At 64.9% G+C, this 21,383-nt stretch carries 18 protein-coding genes; 9 read left to right on the top strand and 9 right to left on the bottom strand.

The features are described from left to right. Positions 1–95: 95 nt before the first annotated feature. The 3 genes from ACFTR6_RS21280 to ACFTR6_RS21270 form a co-directional block, all read right to left on the bottom strand. On the bottom strand, positions 96–1,433 hold the full coding sequence (locus ACFTR6_RS21280; protein ID WP_076798774.1) for an MFS transporter: 1,338 nt from the start codon (positions 1,431–1,433) through the stop codon (positions 96–98). 333 nt (positions 1,434–1,766) lie between these two features. Next, positions 1,767–3,167 (bottom strand): amino acid permease, encoded by a 1,401-nt coding sequence (locus ACFTR6_RS21275; RefSeq protein WP_377959390.1) that lies wholly within the window; start codon positions 3,165–3,167, stop codon positions 1,767–1,769. Positions 3,168–3,353: 186 nt separating this feature from the next. Continuing rightward, positions 3,354–4,271, bottom strand: a complete 918-nt coding sequence (locus ACFTR6_RS21270) for a LysR family transcriptional regulator (RefSeq protein ID WP_377959389.1) — start codon at positions 4,269–4,271, stop codon at positions 3,354–3,356. Positions 4,272–4,366: 95 nt separating this feature from the next. On the opposite strand from ACFTR6_RS21270, the gene ACFTR6_RS21265 reads away from it, so the two are divergent. The 6 genes from ACFTR6_RS21265 (at position 4,367) to ACFTR6_RS21240 (ending at position 12,213) form a co-directional block, all read left to right on the top strand. Next, positions 4,367–5,572, top strand: coding sequence for an NAD(P)/FAD-dependent oxidoreductase (locus ACFTR6_RS21265; RefSeq protein WP_377959388.1), 1,206 nt, complete (start codon positions 4,367–4,369; stop codon positions 5,570–5,572). A 58-nt stretch (positions 5,573–5,630) separates the two neighbouring features. Further along, positions 5,631–7,049: a 2-oxoadipate dioxygenase/decarboxylase family protein gene (locus ACFTR6_RS21260; RefSeq protein ID WP_377959387.1), complete on the top strand. Its 1,419-nt coding sequence runs from the start codon at positions 5,631–5,633 to the stop codon at positions 7,047–7,049. Positions 7,050–7,071: 22 nt separating this feature from the next. Beyond that, the gene (locus ACFTR6_RS21255; RefSeq protein ID WP_377959386.1) at positions 7,072–8,610 is read left to right on the top strand and encodes an aldehyde dehydrogenase family protein; all 1,539 of its coding nucleotides are present in this window, start codon (positions 7,072–7,074) and stop codon (positions 8,608–8,610) included. 93 nt (positions 8,611–8,703) lie between these two features. Next, the gene (locus ACFTR6_RS21250; protein WP_377959385.1) at positions 8,704–10,053 is read left to right on the top strand and encodes an FAD-binding oxidoreductase; all 1,350 of its coding nucleotides are present in this window, start codon (positions 8,704–8,706) and stop codon (positions 10,051–10,053) included. 34 nt (positions 10,054–10,087) lie between these two features. Then, positions 10,088–11,008, top strand: a complete 921-nt coding sequence (locus ACFTR6_RS21245; RefSeq protein WP_377959384.1) for a LysR family transcriptional regulator — start codon at positions 10,088–10,090, stop codon at positions 11,006–11,008. Between the two features lie 32 nt (positions 11,009–11,040). Beyond that, positions 11,041–12,213 carry a Glu/Leu/Phe/Val dehydrogenase gene (locus ACFTR6_RS21240; protein ID WP_087872241.1) on the top strand — a complete coding sequence of 391 codons (1,173 nt, stop codon included), beginning with the start codon at positions 11,041–11,043 and terminating at the stop codon, positions 12,211–12,213. A 156-nt stretch (positions 12,214–12,369) separates the two neighbouring features. Here ACFTR6_RS21240 and ACFTR6_RS21235 read toward each other — a convergent pair whose 3' ends face one another. Next, positions 12,370–12,777, bottom strand: coding sequence for a cupin domain-containing protein (locus ACFTR6_RS21235; RefSeq protein ID WP_377959383.1), 408 nt, complete (start codon positions 12,775–12,777; stop codon positions 12,370–12,372). Between the two features lie 437 nt (positions 12,778–13,214). Between ACFTR6_RS21235 and ACFTR6_RS21230 the strand changes: the two genes are divergently transcribed. The 3 genes from ACFTR6_RS21230 to ACFTR6_RS21220 all read left to right on the top strand — a co-directional run bounded on the left by ACFTR6_RS21230 (position 13,215) and on the right by ACFTR6_RS21220 (position 15,919). Next, entirely contained in the window at positions 13,215–13,592 is a 378-nt protein-coding gene (locus ACFTR6_RS21230; protein WP_377959382.1) for a cupin domain-containing protein, read from the top strand. Between the two features lie 118 nt (positions 13,593–13,710). Further along, positions 13,711–15,129 (top strand): NAD(P)-binding domain-containing protein, encoded by a 1,419-nt coding sequence (locus tag ACFTR6_RS21225; protein WP_377959381.1) that lies wholly within the window; start codon positions 13,711–13,713, stop codon positions 15,127–15,129. Positions 15,130–15,331: 202 nt separating this feature from the next. Then, positions 15,332–15,919, top strand: a complete 588-nt coding sequence (locus ACFTR6_RS21220; protein WP_377959380.1) for a TetR/AcrR family transcriptional regulator — start codon at positions 15,332–15,334, stop codon at positions 15,917–15,919. Positions 15,920–15,947: 28 nt separating this feature from the next. Here ACFTR6_RS21220 and ACFTR6_RS21215 read toward each other — a convergent pair whose 3' ends face one another. The 5 genes from ACFTR6_RS21215 to ACFTR6_RS21195 form a co-directional block, all read right to left on the bottom strand. Continuing rightward, positions 15,948–17,159 (bottom strand): hypothetical protein, encoded by a 1,212-nt coding sequence (locus tag ACFTR6_RS21215; RefSeq protein WP_377959379.1) that lies wholly within the window; start codon positions 17,157–17,159, stop codon positions 15,948–15,950. Beyond that, the gene (locus ACFTR6_RS21210) at positions 17,156–18,454 is read right to left on the bottom strand and encodes a lipopolysaccharide biosynthesis protein (protein ID WP_377959378.1); all 1,299 of its coding nucleotides are present in this window, start codon (positions 18,452–18,454) and stop codon (positions 17,156–17,158) included. Before ACFTR6_RS21210 ends, ACFTR6_RS21215 begins: the two co-directional genes overlap by 4 nt. Next, positions 18,451–19,263 (bottom strand): glycosyltransferase, encoded by an 813-nt coding sequence (locus ACFTR6_RS21205; protein WP_076798785.1) that lies wholly within the window; start codon positions 19,261–19,263, stop codon positions 18,451–18,453. The genes ACFTR6_RS21210 and ACFTR6_RS21205 overlap by 4 nt, the downstream gene beginning before the upstream one ends. Before the next feature lie 13 nt (positions 19,264–19,276). Continuing rightward, positions 19,277–20,368: a hypothetical protein gene (locus ACFTR6_RS21200; protein WP_076798786.1), complete on the bottom strand. Its 1,092-nt coding sequence runs from the start codon at positions 20,366–20,368 to the stop codon at positions 19,277–19,279. A gap of 81 nt (positions 20,369–20,449) precedes the next feature. After that, positions 20,450–21,383: Ig-like domain-containing protein (locus ACFTR6_RS21195; protein WP_377959377.1), on the bottom strand; the 934-nt coding region annotated here is incomplete at its 5' end.

The raw sequence follows: 21,383 nt of genomic DNA, 5'->3' as shown, positions 1-21,383 counted from the left end.
GGTCACCTCACAAGGTGACCGGCCGGCGTCGTACTCTCCCTGGTTCTTCCGGGGTTTTGTTCAAATGCCGGCTCCAGGCCGGGTGATGGCCGCTGCTAATGCGTGTACCCGGCAGCGCATTCAGTGAGGGATTTCCCTTTCGTCTCGGGTGCGAGCCACTGGGAAAGCGCGGCGCCGGCCAGGGCGACGACGGCGGCGATCAGCATGGTGGGGCCGGTACCCAAGGTCTCCATCGAGATCGGCATCAGGAAGATGCCGATGCCCGCCCCGATTCGGCTAAAGGCGGCCGCGAATCCTGTGCCAAGTCCCCGGATTTCGGTCGGAAGGACCTCGCTGGGGTAGACGCCCGTCAGCGCGTTGTACATCGCGTTGAAGAACGAGAACACCAGGAACAGGATGAGCACAACCATGGCGGGAGCGCCGGCCCACAGGCCGATGACTGCCAAAACGACGGCGCACAGCCACTGCGGCGGGACGGTCAGCACTCGGCGGCCGGCCTTGTCGATCAGGAAGAACGTGAGCACGACCCCGGCCAGGGCGAGGGCCGAGAGACCAACCCCGCCAGCGAGGCCGCCGGCGAGACCATACTGCTTCAGCACACTGTCGGCGAAGGTGGCAATCGCGAAGTACGGTGTCACGGCGCAGAACCAGAAGCCCGAGATGAAGAGCGTGGACCGCCAGTACTGCCTGGAGAACAGCATTCCGAAGCTGCCCTTGCGGACATCCTCGTGCTGGACATCGTCAAGCGCATCGTCCGGCATGTATTTGTAGGCGAGGGCGCGGGCCTCGTCCTTCCGGCCCACGCTCCAAAGCCAACGGGGAGATTCCGGCAGGCCGATCCGGGCCAGGAACAGTGCCACCGCAAGGAAGGTGCTCGTACCCAGGATGACGTGCCAACTCACGTCGGTGTATTCACTGAGCAGATAGCCGATCAGGAACGCGATCATGAAGCCGCCATACCAGGCGATCTGCATTGCGCCCAGCAGCCGTCCCCGCAAATGCGTGGGCGCAAACTCACCCATCAGGGGCCAGCCAACGGCATACTCAGCGCCGATTGCGATGCCCATCAGCAGCCGGACCACGATGAGCCACACGGGCGAATCGATGAAAAACTGCATGCCCGAAGCGACCGCGAACAGGGCGATGTCGAACATGAAGATCGACCTCCTGCCCCACTTATCGGCCGCCCAGCCGCCGAGCGGCGAGCCGATCAGAATGCCGGCCAGTGCGGCCGCGGCGATCAGGCCCTCCCAGGCCGCCGTGAGCTGCAGGTCCTCGGCCATCGTTCCCGTCACGGGCCCGAGGATGCCCAGGACGTAGCCGTCCAAGAACATCCCGCCGACCAGGACAGTGACCATTCGGACGAGGAAGCGCCGCTTGCTTGCGGCCGAGGCCACGCCACGGTGCGTAGCCGGGTTCTTCATGGATGACATGGGACGGTCACTCCTGGAAGGGGGATGGACGGGGGCGGTTTTTGCCTTGTTCGCGACACTGGGAAGCTGGCGTTCACGCATTGTGAAGGGGTTCAGAAGGAGGGGCGTGTGGTTCAGGTCACAAATCAAAGGTACATCATTGTATGATTAATGCAATATATTTTCTCCTTGTCCTCACCGGCATCAGAGTTCCTCTACGTCAGCACTCCAGGACGCTCATTCTCCTCCCAATTCCCGGGACACGGCAGACCCGTCGACGGGAACCGTCGACGGGTCTGCCGGTTTGCCTGCCGGCATGAACCGGTGTTTACGAGCGTCCTTAGGAACCGGCTGCTACTCCGCTGCAACCAGGGCGGAGCTGGGCGCCTCGGCATGAACAGGCTGAGCAATGGTGACGGAGCCGCCGCGCTTCCGCACGACGAGGTACACGCCCAGCACCAGAACCCATGAGAGGCAGCTGAGCGTCAGCGAGATTTGAGTACCCGGGGTGACGGCCATTTGAACAAGGACGGCGGCGATCGCGGCGGCTGTGAGGACGGACAGCCCCGGGAAGAGCCACATCTTCACTTTCAGTTCGCCTTCCTTCGCGCGCCGACGCAGAACGATCTGTGAGAGTGCTATCAGCAGGTAGACGAAGAGAATGATGGCGCCGGAGGAATTGAGCAGGAAGAGGAATACGCCGTCGGGGGAAATCGCTGCCGCGAGCACGCACAGGAATCCGACCACCGAGGAAGCCAGGATCGCGACCACCGGCACTCCGCGCCGGCTGACCCGGGTCAATGCAACGGGGGCCTCGCGCCGGGCAGCCAGGACAAAAAGCATTCTGGACGAGGTGTAAAGGCCGGAATTCAGGCAGGAAAGCACCGCCGTGAGCACCACGGCATTCATGAGGGTGTCGGCAAACGGAATTCCCATGACCGTGAACGCGGTAACGAACGGCGAAGCGCCCAGATCCGTCGAGTTCCAGGGGACGATAACGGCAAGGAGGAACAGGGAGCCCACGTAGAAGATGGAAATCCGCACCACCACCGACTTCATGGCTTTGGTGACTGAGCGTGCGGGGTCCCTTGTTTCGGCCGCGGCGATGGTTGCGACTTCCGCCCCAACCATGGAGAAGATCACGACGACGATGGCCGAGAAGATCGCCTCGGGGCCATGCGGAAGGAACCCGTCGTGGACAATGAGATTGCTGAAATCCATCGTCCGCTCCGGCCAGACACCGAGGACGAAGGCGCCGCCGAGGACCAGGAACACGACGATGGCCGCCACTTTAATGCCGGCAAACCAGAATTCGAATTCGCCGAAAGAGGACACGGAGAACAGGTTCGTGCAGGTCATCAGCATCATCAGGCCAAGTGAGAGCAGCCATAGCGGGGCATCTATCCAGTAGGAGATGACCTTGGCCCCGGCAACCGCCTCGAAGCCGACGACGATGACCCAGAAGTACCAGTACAACCAGCCCACCGAGAATCCGGCCCATCCCCCGAGTGCCCGGCGAGCGTAATCGGCAAAGGAGCCGGTTGAAGGGTTGGACGTCGCCATTTCGCCGAGCATGCGCATTACCAGGATCATGAGCACGCCTGTGATGGCGTAGCTAAGAAATGCTCCGGGCCCGGCGTCGTTGATCACCACACCTGAGCCGACGAAGAGGCCGGCCCCGATGACCCCGCCGATGGCAATCATGCTGAGCTGGCGCGGCTTGAGGTTCCCGTGCAATTGACGTTCAGAATTCATGGGCTTTTTATCTCTCGGTCTTAGTGTGTCCGGCCTGTGTTCGGACTGCATCCATCGAGTGGTGGCGCTTCAACGACTATGGATGAGCCGGACTGTGACCGGAAGCACTTCAGGCCGAGGGATCGTGGCCCTGACCCAAGCGACTCTTTCGCTGGCGGGCCTGCCTGGAATCTCTGACGAAAGCCTTCAGCCCAACTTGGGCGGCTGGCTGAAGGCGTGGACCAAGGCGTCGCGGACGGCGCGCACGCTATCCCGCTCCAGCGCCGAGGACCGCACGATGGCCACGATGCTGCGGGTCGATTTCCCCGGCAACACGGCTGTTGGCGCGGCTGTTGGCCGGAGACCCATCATGAGCGGCGTGGCCAGGGTGACACCGATTCCCGATTCGGCGAGGGCGATCGAGACGGCGGTGTCGGTGACGAGGTGCTGGACGTTAGGTTCGATGCCTGACCTGGCGCAGGCGAACCTGCAGGCCCGGCCGAAGTAGGTGTCCACCGGCGGAAGTATCCAGTCACAGTCGTTGGCATACTCCATCAGCAACCGGTCGTCGCGGACAAGTTCGTGCGCCGCGGGAGGCAGGACCATCAGGAACGGCTCCCGGTGCAGGACCTGGGACACAACACCGCGCAGGGGAGGCTGGGGTGCGTCCTCGTAGTTCAATCCCAAAGCGATGTCGATCCGCGATTCCTGAATGGCCTGGGGCATGGTTTCGACGTCGACTTCGACTGCCTGCACTGCCACGTTGGGTGACGTCTCACGCAGGCGGCCGATTGCGGGCTGCATGGCCGACACCGCAGCTGAGCCGAAGACACCAACAGACACGACGGCGCGCTGTCCCGCTTGGGGACCGCTGAGCGCTGCAGCAGCCTGGCGTTCGTCTTCGATGAGCACCGCGGCATGGTGGAGAAGCGTCTTTCCGGCGTCTGTCAGGGCGACTCTGCGCCCGTCCCGCGCAAACAGAGGCCTGGGAACACTGCCCTGCAGGGATGCCATCTGCTGTGACACGGCACCGGCGGTAAAGCCCAGCGCTTCCGCCGCCGCCGTCATGGTTCCCAGTTCGGCCACCACTTTGAATGTCTTTAACTGCTCGAAGGTCCACTTCATATAGCAAATCTATACGTTATGTCGAAAAATCATCCATAGACCTAAATACCCTTGGCCCTCCAAGCTTGTTCCAAGACAGGCTTTTGGAGGAAAACATGCAGACCAAGCACGTGGACAACGTCGTCCCGCTGGCCAAGTCACCTGCTGCTCCGCTTCCGGCGGAGGCAGACGTGGTGATCCTGGGCGGCGGGATTATGGGGACCAGCATCGCCTTTCATCTGGCGGAGGCTGGTGTCCGCAACATCGTTCTTATCGAACGCAATTCACTGGGTTCCGGTTCGTCGGCCAAACCGTTGGGAGGAGTGCGTGCAACGTTCTCCGACCCGGGAAATATACGCCTCGGGCAGCGGAGCCTGGAGGCCTACGAGCGCTTCAGCGAAAAGTTCCGGGCCGACATCGGGCTTCGCCAGGTGGGCTATCTCTTCCTGTGCCGCACCCAGGCAGAATTGTTCGAGGTGGAGGAAAGCACCCACATCCAGAACTCCTTGGGTGGTTCCAGCCGTATGGTTTCGCCGGCGGAAGCCCAGCGGATCAACCCCTTCCTTGATCCGAACGCCTTGCTCGGGGCCTCCTACTCCCCCCGGGACGGATTTGCAGAACCGTCCAAGGTGGTCCGCGCCTATGCGGAGGCAGCCAGCGAGCTGGGTGTAACGGTGTGCGAGGACACGGAGGTACTGGATATCGACGCCGGCCACGGTGCGGTGCGGGAAGTGCACACCAACCGCGGACCGATCCGCACAGGAACGGTGATCTGCGCTGCCGGGGCCTGGTCAACCCGGCTGGGCGCCATGGCCGGCGTCCATTTGCCGATTCAACCGGTCAGGCGCCAGATCGGAATGACGCCGCAGCGAACGTCTCCGTTCCCGACCGTCCCGTTCACCCTGGATCTGTCCACCACGCTGTACTTCCACAACTACCTCAACGGAATGCTGCTGGGCATCTCCAACCAGGACCAGGAACCGGGGTTCTGCCGCGAGTTCGATTATCAGTGGCTTCCCGCTTTCAACCGGGCGGCGGAAGCAGTGGCCCCTTCGCTGGCCAACCAGGAGTTGGAGGTCGGCTGGGCGGGACTGTACGAGAACACGCCCGACCACAACGCCATGATCGGTTCCTCCGACCGTGTCGAGGGATTCATGTACGCCACCGGGTTCTCCGGGCACGGATTCCTGCAGGGTCCGGCCGTCGGGGAGCTCGTCAGGGACATGTATCTCGGCAGGGAATCCTTCATGGATCCGGAACAGTTCAGCGCTGCCCGCTTCGCAGGCGAGCTGTCCCGCGTCAAGGAAGTACACATCATCTAGCTCCGGCCTCTGGCCGCTGCTTACCCGCAAGCAATCATCAGGCTTGAAAGGAAAGCCCATGCCAACAACAACGAAGCTGCAGCAGTGGGAGCTGAGGGCGGAATTCGCCCTACGCCTCGCAAGCCTCTACGGCGACGAAGTTCCCGCATACAACACGCTGGTGGACGTCTCCCGGGAGGTGAACGAGGATTTCATCCGCAGGAACGGAGAGGACGCAGAGCGCCTGGGCAGCGTTGAGCGGGTCACGGCGGAGCGCCACGGCGCCATCCGCGTCGGCTCGCCCCGGGAACTTTCGCAGGTGTCCCGGATCTTCGCCGCTTTCGGCATGCACCCCGTTGGCTTTTACGATCTCCGGGACGCTTCAAAGAGCTCCGTACCGGTGGTCTCCACCGCATTCCGCCCGGTCGATCCACAGGAACTGGCCAAGAACCCGTTCCGCGTCTTCACCTCAATGCTGGCCCACGACGACCGCAGGTTCTTCGACGAGGAGACGCAGCATCAGCTTGAGCGCTTCATCGGGGCACGGACGCTGTTCCCCGACGAACTGCTGGACCTTGCCGACAAGAGCGCCGAGGAAGGCGGACTGGACGGGAACGAGGCCGAACGGCTCCTGGAACTGGCCACCTCTTCCTTCAAGCTCTCCCCCACCCCGGTCGACCACGACTGGTACTTCAAGCTGGAGGCCATCTCGGCGGTTGCGGCGGACATCGGCGGCGTTCCCTCCACCCACATCAACCACCTCACTCCCCGCGTGCTGGACATCGACGACCTGTACGCCCGGATGCAGGCCCGCGGGATCACCATGATCGACGAGATCCAGGGTCCTCCCCACTGGGAAGGACCCGACATCCTGCTGCGGCAGACGTCCTTCCGGGCCCTCGCCGAGGAGCGCACCTTCCGCCATGCCGACGGCGGCATCCGCCCAGGATCGCTCCGTGTCCGGTTCGGCGAAGTGGAACAGCGCGGCATTGCCCTAACTGAAAAGGGCAGGAACCTCTACGACCGGATGGTCGCCGAGGTAGACTCGTGGCTTGCCGCCAGCCCCGTCGGGACAAGCCGCGCCGAAATCGCTGAGCAGGTCTGGCGGAAACATCTGCCGGGCACTGAGCAGGAACTGGCCCTTCAGGACCTCGCCTACTTCACTTACCGCCTCGCAAACACCGCCCCCGTTGGCCACACGGTATCCGCGTCCCTCCGCGAACTGGTCGAGGCCGGGATCCTGGTTCCCGAGCCCATTGTCTACGAGGACTTCCTGCCGCGTTCGGCCGCAGGGATCTTCCAGTCGAACCTGACCGATGACGGGTCCCGTGACGACGGGCAGACCGGCACGCCATACGACATCAACCGCCTGTCCGAAGTCCTGGGCCGCCGGATCTTTGACCCCAACGAGCTGTACTCGGCGCAGCGCTCGGAATCACTGGCTCAGGCGCAGCGCACCCTGGGCATCACCATCACCGATATCCCCTCCAACAAGTAATACCAATCCAAAGGAAGCCACCATGACAACCCTTGCCCCCGCACTCCCGGCCACGTCCGAAATCACCGCCGAAGTCCAGAAGAGCCTGCAGTCCATCGGCGTTGATCCAGTTCTGCTGAACGGCCCGCGCGAAACCCGCACGCCTATCACCGGTGAAGTCATCCTTTCCACCGCAGTCCATGACGACGCCGATATCGAGGCAGCCATTTCCACCGCCGCCGAGGCGTTCAAAACCTGGCGCAACGTACCCGCACCCGTCCGCGGCGCCGTCGTCAAACGCTGGGGCCAACTGCTCACCGAACACAAGGAGGACGTTGCGTCCCTCATCACGGCTGAGGTGGGCAAGATCCGTTCCGAAGCCCTCGGCGAGGTGCAGGAAATGATCGACATCGCGGACCTCGCCGTGGGCCAGTCCCGCCAGCTGTACGGCAAGACCATGCCCTCGGAGCGTCCCGGACACCGGCTGGCCGAGACGTGGCACCCGCTGGGCGTAGTCGGGATCATTTCCGCCTTCAACTTCCCCGTGGCAGTCTTCGCCTGGAACGCCGCCCTGGCACTCGTAGCCGGGGACACCCTGGTGTGGAAGCCGGCCGATGCCACCCGCCTCTCTGCCCTCGCCGTCGACACCCTCCTTGCCCGCGCGGTCAAGGACGTGGGCGCGCCTGCCGGCATCCACCACCTGCTGCTGACCGACCGCACCGGTGGCCAGAAACTCGTTGAGGACCCGCGCATCGCGCTCGTGTCCGCTACCGGATCCGTCCGCATGGGCCAGGAGATCGCCCCCACCATCGCCCGCCGGTTCGGCCGCGCACTGCTGGAACTCGGCGGCAACAACGGCGCCATCGTCGCGCCCTCTGCCGACCTGGACCTGGCCCTGCGCGGAATCGTGTTTGCCGCGGCCGGGACGGCTGGGCAGCGCTGCACCTCGCTGCGCCGGCTCTTTGTGCACTCTTCGATCGCCGACGCCCTCATTCCCCGGATCGTGGAGGCCTACCGCACGTTGAACATCGGCAGCCCCACCCAGGAGGGAACCCTGGTTGGACCGCTGATCAACGCCGGCAGCTTCAAGGCGCAGCAGGATGCTTTGACCCAGGCCGTCGCTGAAGGCGGCGAGATCGTCCAGGGCGGCAACCGCGTGCTGGCGGACGAACACCCGGAGGCCTTTTACGTGGAACCGGCTGTCGTGCGCATGCCGGCCCAGACCGCCGTCGTCCATGACGAAACCTTCGCCCCCATCCTGTACGTCATGACGTACGAAAGCCTGGAGGAGGTCATCGAGGTCCACAATGCCGTCCCGCAGGGCCTGTCCTCGGCCATCTTCACCCAGGACCAGACCGAAGCTGAGCTGTTCCTCTCGGCCAGCGGGTCGGACTGCGGCATCGCCAACGTAAACATCGGCACGTCGGGCGCGGAGATCGGCGGCGCCTTTGGCGGCGAAAAGGAAACCGGCGGCGGCCGCGAATCGGGCTCGGATTCGTGGAAGGCCTACATGCGGCAGGCCACCAACACGATTAACTTCTCCGGACAGCTCCCGCTCGCTCAGGGCGTCGTGTTAATCTGACGACCAGACGTGCTGGCGGGGGGCCTACCGCCGCCTGCACTCCGACCACCCGCAAAGCCTTGGCACTCCAGCACACAGTAAAGGACACCACCAGTGACACCCACCCAGGAGCTCCGCCACCACCTCGGTTCCCAGGTGCTGACCGCTCCGGCCGACCTTGTCCGCTACAGCAGTGACGCCTCACGGGCCGTTCCGGAAGGGACGCCTGCAGCAGTACTGGCAGCTCGTTCCACCCAGGATGTCGTTGCCGGTGTCCGCTGGGCCGCCCGGCACCGTACTCCCGTTTCTGTGCGGGGCGCCGGGACCGGACTGGCCGGCGGAGCCGTGGCCTACGAAGGCGGGCTGGTGATTTCCCTTGCCCGGATGGACGCCATCCACAGCATCGATCCGGACAACCGCCTCGCCGAGGTCCAGGCAGGAGTGGTTACAGCGGACCTTGACGCCGCTGCCGCCGAATATGGCCTGATGTACGCACCGGATCCGGCGAGCTACCGTCAGTCCACCATCGGGGGCAACATCGCCACCAACGCCGGTGGCCTGAGGTGCGTGAAGTACGGCGTCACTACGGACAGCGTCGCGGGGCTGGAGGTGGTCCTGGCCAACGGAGATGTTATCTCCACCGGTGCCCGGACCCGGAAGAATGTGGCCGGATACGACCTCACGAGCCTTTTCGTCGGCTCCGAGGGGACATTGGGAATTGTCACCGGCGCGGCCCTGCGCCTGGTTCCCCGTCCAGCAGGCAAGGCGGTAACGTTCCGGGCCACCTTTCCCACGGCCGCCTCAGCCGGCCAAGCAGTTTCCGCCATCATGGGCAGTTCTGTGGTTCCCGACGTCATGGAACTGATGGACCGGGCCAGTGTCCGGATCGTTGAGCAGTTTCATCCGACGGGCCTGTCCACGGATGGCGCCGCCATCCTGGTCGGGCAGTTTGTTTCGCCGTCGTCGGAAGCGGATGCAGCCGTGGCGGCCGCCCTATGCACTCGGGCCGGTGCCACCGCCGTCGAACAGGCCGACGGCGACGTCCTGCTGGAGGCCCGCCGCGTCTCCGGCAAGGCCCTCGATGCGCGCGGGCTCCGGGCGTCGTGCGACGTCGCCGTCCCCATCTCCCGGCTGGCCGACATGTTCGTTGCGCTGGAACAGATCGGGGCCGCCAACAACGTGGAAATTCCGACGTTCGCCCATGCCGGGGATGGAAACCTGCACCCGTCCGTGGTGATCGCAGACGAATCCGTCGAGGCGTATGCGGAGGCGGAGCGCATCCTTGACCTGATCACGGACCAGGCGATCGTGCTTGGCGGCACCATCAGCGGCGAGCATGGCATCGGCTCCCTGAAGGTGGGTTTGCTCGGCAAGCAGCTGGACCCGGAGACTCTTGCGGCGCACCGCCTGGTCAAGTCCGCTTTCGACCCCCTGGGAATCCTCACCCCGGGCCGGGGCATCTGACGGCAGACCTGATAGATCCCTGGCTGACAAACAAATGATTAATGCCCTTCATCTGCGGACTTTCATCGTAGTGCTGAGGACCGGATCGTTCGCTGAGGCTGCACGCTCGCTTGGCTACACCGGTTCCGCGGTCTCGCAGCAAATGTCCTGCCTGGAGCGATCAGTGAAGATGACGCTCTTCGAACGCGATGCCCACGGCATCCGGCCCACGCCCTCAGCGGGGTTCCTTGCCGAACGCGCACAGGATGTCCTTACCGCCTTTGCCGCCTTTGAGGATGAGGTGAAGGCGATGTCTGAAGGGAACTTCGGGCACGTCCGGCTCGGCAGCTTTCCCACAGCCAGCCAGCAGCTTCTTCCGTCGTCGCTCTCCAACTTCGCGCGCACGCATGGCGGGATCCGCGTGGACCTGGACGAAGGCGAGCCGGACGTACTGGTGCCACTGTTGCTGGACCGGGACCTGGACCTGGCGGTGGTGTACCACTACGACCTGGTGCCCCGGAAATGGCCAAAGGCACTCCAGGCCGAGCCGCTGCTGCACGAGGAACTGGTCCTGCTGCTGCCGCCCGGCCACCGATTTGCCGGTTCTGAGATTTCCCTCGCCGACCTGGAAAAGGAAACGTGGGTGGCCACGGGAGAACGGACCTCCGGCGCCCTGTCCCTGCGCCGTGCCTGCGCACGGGCCGGATTCGAGCCGGAGGTGCACTACCGGAGCGATGACTACGACGTCATCCGGAGGTTTGTCAGCACCGGCCTGGGTGTGGCGCTCGTCCCCGCGCTGGGGCACGTCCGGGGGTCGGTCGCCTCCGCAACTATCGTTGACCTTTCCGTTCGCAGGCACGTGGTGGCCCTGCATGGGCCCAGCGCGTCGAACCCCGCCGTCGAGGGGGCATTAGCGGCTCTCAGAAATGCCAGCACTGAGACCGCCCAGCGCCTGCACGGCGTCCATATTGCCTGAACCATCACCCCTTTTAGAACAGGAGCACCGAAATGGCCGACAGCACCTTCTCACTCTTTGACGAGTGGGGACCTGAAAAAATTGTGGTCGTCTCTGACCGGAAGACCGGAATGCGCGGGGTCCTCGTCATCGACAACACCGCACGGGGAACCGGCAAGGGCGGCACCCGCATGGGCCCCAACCTCACGGTGCAGGAAGTGGCCCGGCTGGCCCGCACCATGACCTGGAAGTGGGCGGCGGTGGACCTGTTCCATGGGGGTGCCAAAGCAGGCATCCTGGGAGATCCCGGTGATCCGAACAAGGAAGCCATCCTGCGGGCCTTTGCCAGGGCCCTGTCCAACGAGGTCCCGGCAGAATATGTCTTCGGCCTCGACATGGGCTTGGCGGAGGAAGACGCAGCGGTCTTCCTCGATGAGCTCGGGGACAGGGGCGCCTCCACCGGCTTGCCGCGGGCATTGGGCGGGCTCCCCTACGACCAGCTCGGCGTGACCGGATACGGTGTAGCGGAAGCGGCCGAAGCAGCGGCACAGAACCGCGGCATCAGCCTTCAGGGCGCCAGTGTTTCGATCCAGGGCTTCGGCGCGGTGGGCCAGGCAGCCGCAACCCGCCTCGGTGAGCTGGGCGCCGTCGTGGTTGCGGTTTCCACCGCCAGTGGGGCCGTACACGACCCCAGCGGCCTGGACATCGCCAAGCTCGTAGAACTTCGCGCGGCCACCGGCGACGCATGTGTTCAGCACTACGGCGCCGTGCTTCCCGCCGGCGCTGCCCTGGACGTGGACGCGGATGTCCTCATTCCCGCCGCGCGCGAAGACACCATCGATGACGTCGTCGCAGCCAGCACCAATGCCAAACTGATCGTGGAAGGCGCCAACCTTCCTACTTCCCCCACGTCCCGCAAAATCCTGCACGAACGCGGAATTACGGTGGTCCCCGACTTTATCGCCAACGCCGGGGGCATCGTGGCAGCAGCGCACTCCATGGCCGCACGCTACTCCCCGTTCGTTGTGGACCCGGCCGATATCTTCACGATGATCTCGGACAAGCTCAGGGCCAACACCGCAGCCGTCCTCGACGAGAGCTGCCGCGCCGGCCTCACTCCACACGAAGCGGCCTACAGGCTGGCCGAGCAGCGCGTCTTTGAAGCCATGAAGCTTCGCCGCCAGGTACCCCAGCCGGTCACCGAGACGATCGAAGTTCTGGTCTGATCGGGGCTGCGTGCACGCTGGGCACGCACGGAACAAACGATAGTTCGTCAGAAATTCTGGGCGGAAGTGCTGCGGCGCTTCCGCCCAGCGTCGTTCCCCGACGTTTGCCCCAGCTTATTGTTCATTTCCGCTACAGCTCGCGGCGGGGTATCTCCCTCAGATTTCGAAGTAGCGGAAGGAGTGCGACTCTGCACCTTCCGGGTTCGGGCCGTACGTGGTGACCATCCGGGCGTAGACGGGCGCCCAGTACCGCCCCAGTTGTCCTGAATTAACACGCGCCGCGTCGCCCGGCTTGAGGATGACCGTCTTGCCTTCACTCTGGATGTGGAGTTCGCCTTCCAGGACGAAGTTCGTCTCGGTGTGGGGATGGAAGTCCTCCCAGCCACACGCCTCCAGCTCCCACTCCGAGAGGATGAACTCGCTCCACGGGCCTACAGGCTTGGAGTTGATGAACCTGCAGCGCAACCGCGGCCATTCGGCCTTCATGGGCGTCATGGACTTCGCCGGCCAGAAATCGATTGGGGCACCGGTCGTAAGTGTCGCGAGTTGAGGGGTTGTCGTCATTGTCTTTACCCGTTTTCTCGGAATGGGGATTTTGCACGGGGCGGTGAATCGCACGAGAAGCACAGCTGTGATCCAGATCACTGCGCTGCGGAACACTCTGACACGGACGACGGTCCTAGTCAACGGTTCCAGATAAGTGACATGGACTGCACATTGACTTCCCGGCAATCTCAAAAGAACTGAACTTGGACGGTTGACTAATACATCCGTTCATGTCAGAGTTTCTGCCACGAGCAAACGTGACTGGCATCACACCAGCCGGGTTTGGTTGGCACTGCAGATCCGGAGAACTCCGGTTTGCAACTGACTCTCGCGGGAGCCCCGATCGGGTTCCCCGGCTGCTTTCGGTGCAGCCCCGCAGGTCCCGTCCGCTTCCAGTTCTGTCAAAGGCGCAGTTCTGGGCTGATCATGCACGCACTATCGATCCAGGAGAGATTATGGAAACCCTCGTAGGAACCCTGAGCAAGGCCGGATCCATCCACAAGGTCGTTGGCGGTTACATCGGTCTGCCGTCGATGAACGAACCCGGCACGGTCGCTGCCATTGGCGACTCGCTGCACAACCCGGAAGGCTCGGTCATGAGCGCCGGCTTCTTCGAGCTGAAGGCCTCCGAGCCCCTGGTGTACACGTACACCTACGACGAGATGAAGGTCGTCATCGCCGGTGAGTTCATCCTCACCGACGAAACCACCGGCGAAGTCACCCACGCCAGGGAGCGCGACGTGCTGTTCTTCCCGAAAGGCACGACCGTCAAGTTCGAGACCCCCGACTACGGCCTCGGCTTCTTCGCCGGCGACCGCACCTTCCCCGCCTGATCCCCCGGGCAGCATCCCCCACCCCACCCCACGCGTTAGCGCGTCCCCATACCGTCGCGGATCCGCGACCGGAGATCCGGATCCGTGACCGAAATTTTCATTGGAATTGGAGAGCAAGATGACACTGCGAGTAGGAATCATTGGTGCCGGCCCCAGCGGCCTGGCCCAGCTGCGGGCCTTTGAATCAGCACGCCAGAAAGGCGCCGCCATCCCCGAGATCAAATGCTTCGAGAAGCAGGACGATTGGGGCGGGCAGTGGAACAACAGCTGGCGGATCGGCCTGGACGGCCACGGCGAACCGGTCCACTCCAGCATGTACCGCCATCTGTGGTCCAACGGCCCCAAGGAATGCCTCGAGTTCGCCGACTACTCCTTCGACGAACACTTCGGCCGGCCGATTTCCTCCTTCCCGCCGCGGGAGGTCCTCTTCGACTACATCAAGGGCCGGGTCGAAAAATCCGACGTCCGCCAGTACGTGCAGTTCAACACCGTCGCCCGCCACACCAGCTACAACGAAACCACCCGGGAATTCACCGTCACCGTCGAAAACCTCAAAACCGGGATCACCGAAACCCACATCTTCGACAAACTCGTCGTCGCCACCGGCCACTTCCACGTCCCGGCCGTCCCCGAATTCAAGGGCATCAAAACCTTCCCCGGCGAAGTCATGCACGCCCACGACTTCCGCGGCGCCGAACGCTTCTACGGCAAACGCCTCCTCATGATCGGCAGCAGCTACTCCGCCGAAGACATCGGCATGCAGGCCCATAAAATGGGCGCCGCCGCCATCACCATGAGCTACCGCAGCAACCCGATGGGCTACCACTGGCCCGACACCACCGTGGAGCGGCCGCTTGTCACCCACTTCCAGGGGAGCACCGCCCACTTCAGCGACGGCACCCACGACGACTTCGACGCCGTCGTGCTCTGCACCGGCTACCAGCACAAATACCCCTTCCTGCCCAGCGAACTGTCCCTGACATCCCCGAACGTGCTCTACCCGGGCAACCTCTACAAGGGCGTGGTCTGGCAGCAGAACACCAACCTGTTCTACCTCGGCGCGCAGGACCAGTACTACACCTTCAACATGTTCGACGCCCAGGCCTGGTTCGCCCGCGACGTCATGACCGGCGTCATCGACCTGCCCTCCCTCACCGAGCGTGAGGCCGACATCCGGCACTGGCTCGACCGCCAGGCCGCACTCCCCGACCACGACGCCGAAGCCGACTTCCAAACCGACTACCTGCGCGAACTCATTGACGCCACCGACTACCCGCCCTTCGACCTGGACGCCGTCTCCCAGCTCTTCAAGGACTGGATGCGCCACAAACACGAGAACATCCTCGGCTACCGCGACATGACCCACCGCTCCGTCATCACCGGGACCATGGCCACCCAACACCACACCCGCTGGCTCAACGCCATGGACGACTCCCTCGAACGCTACCTCCACGGCACCAGCCAGGACATCAACACCGGCCAGGACATCAACACCGACACCCCCGAGGACCTCACCGATACCTTGGCCGCAAGGTAATTCGCGCAAGCCCGGCCCACGGCCCCGCCCCGCGGTCCCACTGGACCGTGGGGCGTCCGTGCGAGTTCTGGACGCCACCATCAGCGACAGGGACAACCGTTCGAGTCAATAGTTCATGAATGGTGCGCGATGTTTATCCAGGCAATAGTCTTAGGACAAGGCCCTCACCGGGGCCTGATGCCGGGAGACGAGAGAGTGAGCTATGCGGGTACCCGCAGAGGAACGCAAAGAACAGCTAATCGCAGCCACCGTTGAACTGATGCGCCGCGAAGGCGTCCAGTCAGTAACCGTCCGGGCCATCGCCAAAGAAGCCAACGCACCCCTGGCCACCGCACACTACTGCTTCAGCGGCAAAGACGAAATCATGGACGCCGCCGCCGAAGCCTGGCTCAAAAACCTCAGCAGCTTCTCCGGCGCCATCCACTTCGAACTCGGCCTCCGCAAAGCCGTCGAACAAGTCGCCGAAGGCTACTGGCGGGCACTGGAAGAAGAACCCGCCAGCCTCCTCGCCGAAATCGAACTCATCCTCTGGGCCACCCGCAACGCCCCCGCCAGCCCCCTCGCCGCCAAAATCTACCCCGCCTACGAAACAGAACTCGGCAACATCTTCTCCACCGCAGCCGAAAGCAACCGCGAAAAAAGCCTCATAGACTTCCCCACCCTCGCCCGGTCCTTCCTCATGATCTACGACGGCGCAGCCATCCAATACCTCACCAACCCCAAAGCCACCGACCACCGCACCATGTTCTTCACACTCGTCGACGCACTCCTGACCAAAGCCGGCGTCTAGCTTTTATCCGTCCCGGAGGAAAGCCGGGTTAGGAACGGTCGGTGGAGTCGTGGTCCGCACCGGCGAACTCACCGGCCCGGCCACCCTCCGGACGCCAATAGCGGAGCCCGCCACTGGTGGTGCCATCGCAGGCGACATCGACCCTGACGTACGGAAACACCCCACGGTCCAATTGGTCAGGTCCGCGGCCGCGGACATCGGAACACCACGTGCCGGTATTGGCATACCGGGTGGCGCACGCCTCGAGCGCCCCCTCAAGGGCCCGGTGGGTGTGGCCTGAGACATACCAGGCCACCCCTGCACCGTGCGCCTCGAGGGTCCGTGCGAACCGGCCGGCGGCAGCAGGAGCGTCCTCACGGGCGATCGTGCGCCCGGCGGCCGCGAGCAGCATGCGAGTTGCGGCGACGGGGAGGGCCGACAGCGTCCGGAACCGGGAAAGGTGCGCCAGGTCCCGAACTGCCACCACATCAAGCGCGAGCCGCAGAGACTCGGCCTGCAACAGCTGAGTGTAGGCGAACTGCCGGACGCGGCGTTCCGCCCGCTCGGATGCGAGGCAGGCACGGAGAACGGCCCCGGCACGGCTCAGGGGCGACCTCGTAGGATCGGCATTCCAGGCGGCCAGCGGCGGCAGGTCCAACTCGTCGGTGCCGTTGACGGCCACGCGGAGCACCTCGGGTATCCGGTGCAGTGCGTGATGCTGGTGCCCGTGCTCGGCCACGAGTACGTGGGGCACGTGCAGGAACCAGGGGTAAACCCTGACCCGCGTTGGCTCCGCGGGTGACAACAGCTCCGACAGGAGGGCGGCAACCGAGGGCCGGGCCAGCTCGGCGTCGTGGTTTCCGCACACGAAGTGCAGTTGCACGCCGCGGGAGGTGCACTCCTGGAGCGCCTGGAACGTGTCGCTGTGGCGGGTGAGGATGGACTCCAGCCGGGTTAGGCTTTCTTCTTCGGCGATCCCGACCAGCTCGAACGTGTCACCGACGAAGACGACATGCTGCTGCGCACCGGACGCAGCGAGCACCTCGCGGCACAGGAAATCGGGCAGCACCTTGCCGGGCCACCGGATATCGTCGTCGGACATGCCCAGGTGGAGATCGCTGACGAGCCACCAATGCCCGGCGCCTTCCACGCGAGCAGTTCCGGAACGCGAAGATGGAAGAGGCGCAGCTCCATCATCCACATGCCGGCCACGGCCCTGCGGCTTGTCGAACGGGGCGGGAGCCTCTATTGCGCTGCTCATCGCGACTCCTGCTTAACACGCTTGAGAATGGCAACCAGCCGGAGGCCCGCCACCGCGGCCCCGATGGAGAGCACCACCAGCCACGCGAGGGCCATGGCGGTTGCGCCCCTGTCGGCGGCCATCAGCGATGAGGCGCAAAGGGCGACTCCCAGCGTTACGCCGACCAGGGTCGCCTCCGCGTAGCGGTCACAGGCCCGGCAGGCGGCGTTGTAAGCCTGCAGCACCGCGTACGGCACGAGCCCCGCGGCCAACCACCGCAGAGCGTCCGCGGACGAGTCGGCGTACCGCTCCCCCAGCAGGCTGAGCAGCGGGTGGGCGAGGAGGATGAGGACGGCAGCAGCCAGACCTCCCACGGTCAGCGACCACCGAAGGCTCGCCCAGGTGGTCGACGCGAGGCGGCCCGCGTCGCGGACCCCTTCGGAGAACTGGACGATGCCCATCAGCGTCGGAGCGGTGTAGACGGCCCAGGCCATCATCCACGCGGGGTACCAGTAGGCAGCGGCCTCCGGCGACACGATGTGGGCGAGCAGGAGCGGCAGCACCAGCCCGGGGGCTCGCTCGGTGAGGGTGAGGAGCTGGTGCGGAATGCCCAGCGCCAGCAGCGGGCGGCCGCGCGCCAAGCGCAGGGACGGCCGCGGCCGGTAGCCGACGAGTCGTCGGAGCTGGACCGCTCCGACGACGCATGCCACGGCCGTCCCGAGGGTCCAGCATGCCAGCAGCACGTCGGCGGAGGCGCCGTGCGCCCACCAGGCCACGAGCCCTGCAGCCGCGAGGGAGACCCCGCCGCCCCATGCATACCTCGAGGTGGCGCTGGCACCGCGTCCCAATGCTACGAGCGCCTGGTCCAGCACGATGACCAGAGTGCCGGCGACGGCAGCCACGAGGAACGTGAGCCAGAAGAGAACCGAAGCCGAGGCCGTGTCCGGCATCACCGCAAACTGGAGAACGAGGTAGCCGAGGGCCAGCACTGTTCCGGCTACGCCCACGATGGCGAATGCCGCGTCCAGCACCCGTGCGGGCGGCTCCCCTCGGCCAACCGAGACGATCACGGCAGACCCGGCTCCCAGTACCGCCAGCTGCGTGCAGATCATCACTGCCGAGACCGCGGCCGTGGTGAGACCGACCTCACGGTCGGACGTCGCGCGCGCAACAACGATCCAGAAGGCAAAACCAGCGCCCGTCTGGGCAGCCTTGGCCACAACGAGGCCGAGCGAGCTGCGCAGGGCGGAGTGCCGGACGATCGAGGCGTCCTTGACGGCGGTCCCCCGCTTAGCCCTCGCGACCTTAGCCCTCACGACGCAATGCCCCTGGTCACGCCCACGTAGTTGTACCAGCAGAAGGCAGCGTAATAGCGCAACCACCGGGGCTGGCCCGCGACCAGGCTCAAGGCGCTGCCCCGGACTGCCGCGGCGGCGGGCAGCAGCGCCAACCTCGCACCGCGCCAGCCGTGTTTGCGGATCATCCGCCCCAGTCCCGTTCCGTCCATGAGGAACTGATCGAGCGCGAAGTCAAAGTCATCGGCGGCGAAACGGTGTTCAACGAGGACCCGGCGTGACACTCCTGTTCGCAGCCCGGACTGCCGCATCCGCCAACGCAGTTCAATGTCCTCCCCCGACTTGAACGAGTCGTCAAAACCCAGGCCCAGCATCAGGTCCCGGTCGACGAGCGTCGCCACCAGGCCGAACCAGTTGCGGCTACGGCCGGTCCGATGATGATGTGCCAGCGCCTGCCCCCAATAGCCTGGGCCAGCGACACTCTCCAGACCGGCTTGGAGGGCGTCGTAACGGCCCTCGACCATCTCGGTAAGCAGGTCGGCCACCCCCGTGGTCCCAAACACGACGTCGGCGTCGACGAGGAGGACCCAAGGGGTACTGCTGCTCCGCACGCCGAGCGTTCGAGCCCACGGCAGGCCGCGGCCCTCGTCACTCAGGACCCGGGCACCAGCCGCCAGGGCGATGTCGACGGTGCGGTCGGTCGACAATCCGTCCACCACGATGATCTCAGCGACACCCGATTGCCGCAGGGCCTCAAGACAGCGTGGGAGCAGGTCCTCCGCGTTCCGGGCCGGAACGACGGCGGTGACATCGGCAGGGCTGTTACCCATCGTGTCCCACCCCTTATTCCTGCTCATCGAGGACCGACGGCAGCAGTTGCTCAAGATGCCGGACGATGTCGTCCGACGCCTCGTCCGCTGTGTACTCGGAAGGCACCTGCAGGAGGTGGCAGGGCCGTCCGTCGAGGGCCTTGCTTAGCACGAGCCCCTTAGCCGCGAAGTGCTCCCGCCACGGGACCACGGACGTGGCCGCCAGGCCGGTCACGACCCGCTGTGAGAAGCCCGCCATCTCGATGTGGAAGTTGCCGAGCATGCGGTCGACCATCCAGTCGCTCGTCCGCTCGACGATCCGGGTCCGGGTGCCCTCGAAGCGCTCCACGTAGATGGCGGCCGCGAGCGGGGCCGAGGTGGTCACTTTCCGTCCCGGGAACGCCGCCGCCGGGGCGACCATGCGGTGCTCCGGTGACCATCGCCGCGAGAAGTCAGCGAGGCGCGGATAACGGATGACGTACGGGTGCACCACTGTGGTGAGACGGCCTACGCTTCCTGAGAGCCGCGACGGGATGAGGGGCTTCCGGACACCTTCAAACAGGTGCGGGTAGATGGCCCGGTGGTGCGGCTTGATGAACATTGGTTTCGCGTAGCCGAGCAGGGTGGCGTCCTCGGCGAGGAAGGCCCAGTCGTCGCCCATGAGCGACCACCCTTCGCGCCGCATCAGCTTGGCGACGGTGCTCGTCTTGCCGGTCCCCCCAGCAGCGGGAAGCGCGATCGCGTGACCCCGGTACGCCATCGTTGCCGCGTGGATCATGGCGGCTCCTCGACCCACCATGGCGGAGTCGAGAACAGGGACCACAGAGGTCAACAGCTCGCCCGGCCCGTGAATGCGCCACTGTTCTCCGTCCCTTACCACCTGCACGTGTTCGGCTTGGAATCGCACGCTGTTGCCCGTGTAGGCGAGCTCGTGCTCGACCAGGCCTGCATCCGGCATCGGCTCCGGCCGGTCATCAACGACGATGTTGGCCGGCCCTTCGGCGTCAGTGGCGAAACAAGCCAACATGGTCTGGAGCTGGGTTGCTGCCGGCGCCTTTGCGTCGACGCGGATCGTGACGCGGCCGTGGATGTCGAAGTGCAGTGCCTTGGTCTGCCCGGTGTGCATGGTCGTCCTCTGTCTGGGTGGTTGGTCGGGTGGGATGGTGTTGCTGGTGCGGATCGTGTCGGCCGTGTTGACGGCGTCCGCCTACTGCCCCAGTGTGAGCACCAGTTTGGGTGCCGCAGTGCTTCCGACCTCCCTCGAGTTGAGGTCCAGGCCATCGCTGCTGCTGGAGTTCAAGCCAAGGGAGAGCTGTTGTCCGAGTTCGCCGCCCACCGCGCTGGCTGTCAGCGAAATGTTGTAGGTGGTGTTGGTCGTTGTCGGGCCGAGTGTCCCAATGCTGGTGGTGCCGAGCGCCGGATTGTTGCCGTCCGTGATCCCGGTTTCGGTCCAGTTGTCATCGGCGACCACTCTCACGCTCTGCGTACCCGTGGACCCGCTCCCGGCACTGCGCAGCTGCAGCGTCGCACCCTGCAGCGTCCTTCCCGCATATGGGGTCAGGTCGAACTTTAGATAGGTGGCCTCGACCGGGCTGTTGTCCACGCCCAGCAGGGTGTTCGTGCCAAAGTTCGTCGTCGGCGACGCGCTGGTCACGTAGCTGTCGGCGGTGGCCGTCAGCGTGACCGTCTGCGGTGTCGTACCGCCGCCGCCCGCGGCAGCCGTGGTGAACTGCCAGGTCTTGTCCGCCGCCATTGCGTTACCGGCAGCATCCTTCACCCCGCTGGCACCGCCCTTGATGGTCGCCGTGTAGGTCGTGCTCGCGGCCAGGTCGGCAGTGGGGTTCAGCGTCGCGACCCCGCCACTGTAGGACACAGCGCCTGCCACTGTCCCGGCCGCTGACGTCAGGGTGAACGTGGACGTGCTGACCGTCGTGGAGTTCATCGCCTCGGAGAACGTTCCCGTCACATTCGCCGTCGCCGCTACGCCAGCCTGACCGGTAGTCGGAGACGTGGCCGACACCGTCGGAGCCGTGGTATCCGCCGTGCCGCCGCCGGCGCCGCCGGTGGGGTCGTAGTAGTGCCAGTAGCGGCTGGTGGCGTTGACGTCGGCGAGCAGCAGCAGGCCGCTGTTGGCGGTGCCC

Origin of the sequence: Arthrobacter sp. NPDC057009, assembly GCF_042673905.1 — a bacterium.
GTDB lineage: Bacteria > Actinomycetota > Actinomycetes > Actinomycetales > Micrococcaceae > Arthrobacter.
The sequence above is the reverse complement of the archived record's forward strand: the minus strand, read 5'-3'. Positions and strand labels throughout refer to the sequence as shown.

What these genes read in the sequence shown, in the direction of transcription:
- ACFTR6_RS21215 (WP_377959379.1), bottom strand. Translation starts at nt 17,159, where the DNA reads ATGAGCAGCGCAATAGAGGCTCCCGCCCCGTTCGACAAGCCGCAGGGC.
- ACFTR6_RS21205 (WP_076798785.1), bottom strand. Translation starts at nt 19,263, where the DNA reads ATGGGTAACAGCCCTGCCGATGTCACCGCCGTCGTTCCGGCCCGGAAC.
- ACFTR6_RS21270 (WP_377959389.1), bottom strand. Translation starts at nt 4,271, where the DNA reads ATGAAGTGGACCTTCGAGCAGTTAAAGACATTCAAAGTGGTGGCCGAA.
- ACFTR6_RS21235 (WP_377959383.1), bottom strand. Translation starts at nt 12,777, where the DNA reads ATGACGACAACCCCTCAACTCGCGACACTTACGACCGGTGCCCCAATC.
- ACFTR6_RS21225 (WP_377959381.1), top strand. Translation starts at nt 13,711, where the DNA reads ATGACACTGCGAGTAGGAATCATTGGTGCCGGCCCCAGCGGCCTGGCC.
- ACFTR6_RS21230 (WP_377959382.1), top strand. Translation starts at nt 13,215, where the DNA reads ATGGAAACCCTCGTAGGAACCCTGAGCAAGGCCGGATCCATCCACAAG.
- ACFTR6_RS21220 (WP_377959380.1), top strand. Translation starts at nt 15,332, where the DNA reads ATGCGGGTACCCGCAGAGGAACGCAAAGAACAGCTAATCGCAGCCACC.
- ACFTR6_RS21200 (WP_076798786.1), bottom strand. Translation starts at nt 20,368, where the DNA reads ATGCACACCGGGCAGACCAAGGCACTGCACTTCGACATCCACGGCCGC.
- ACFTR6_RS21245 (WP_377959384.1), top strand. Translation starts at nt 10,088, where the DNA reads ATGATTAATGCCCTTCATCTGCGGACTTTCATCGTAGTGCTGAGGACC.
- ACFTR6_RS21280 (WP_076798774.1), bottom strand. Translation starts at nt 1,433, where the DNA reads ATGTCATCCATGAAGAACCCGGCTACGCACCGTGGCGTGGCCTCGGCC.
- ACFTR6_RS21240 (WP_087872241.1), top strand. Translation starts at nt 11,041, where the DNA reads ATGGCCGACAGCACCTTCTCACTCTTTGACGAGTGGGGACCTGAAAAA.
- ACFTR6_RS21260 (WP_377959387.1), top strand. Translation starts at nt 5,631, where the DNA reads ATGCCAACAACAACGAAGCTGCAGCAGTGGGAGCTGAGGGCGGAATTC.
- ACFTR6_RS21255 (WP_377959386.1), top strand. Translation starts at nt 7,072, where the DNA reads ATGACAACCCTTGCCCCCGCACTCCCGGCCACGTCCGAAATCACCGCC.
- ACFTR6_RS21265 (WP_377959388.1), top strand. Translation starts at nt 4,367, where the DNA reads ATGCAGACCAAGCACGTGGACAACGTCGTCCCGCTGGCCAAGTCACCT.
- ACFTR6_RS21275 (WP_377959390.1), bottom strand. Translation starts at nt 3,167, where the DNA reads ATGAATTCTGAACGTCAATTGCACGGGAACCTCAAGCCGCGCCAGCTC.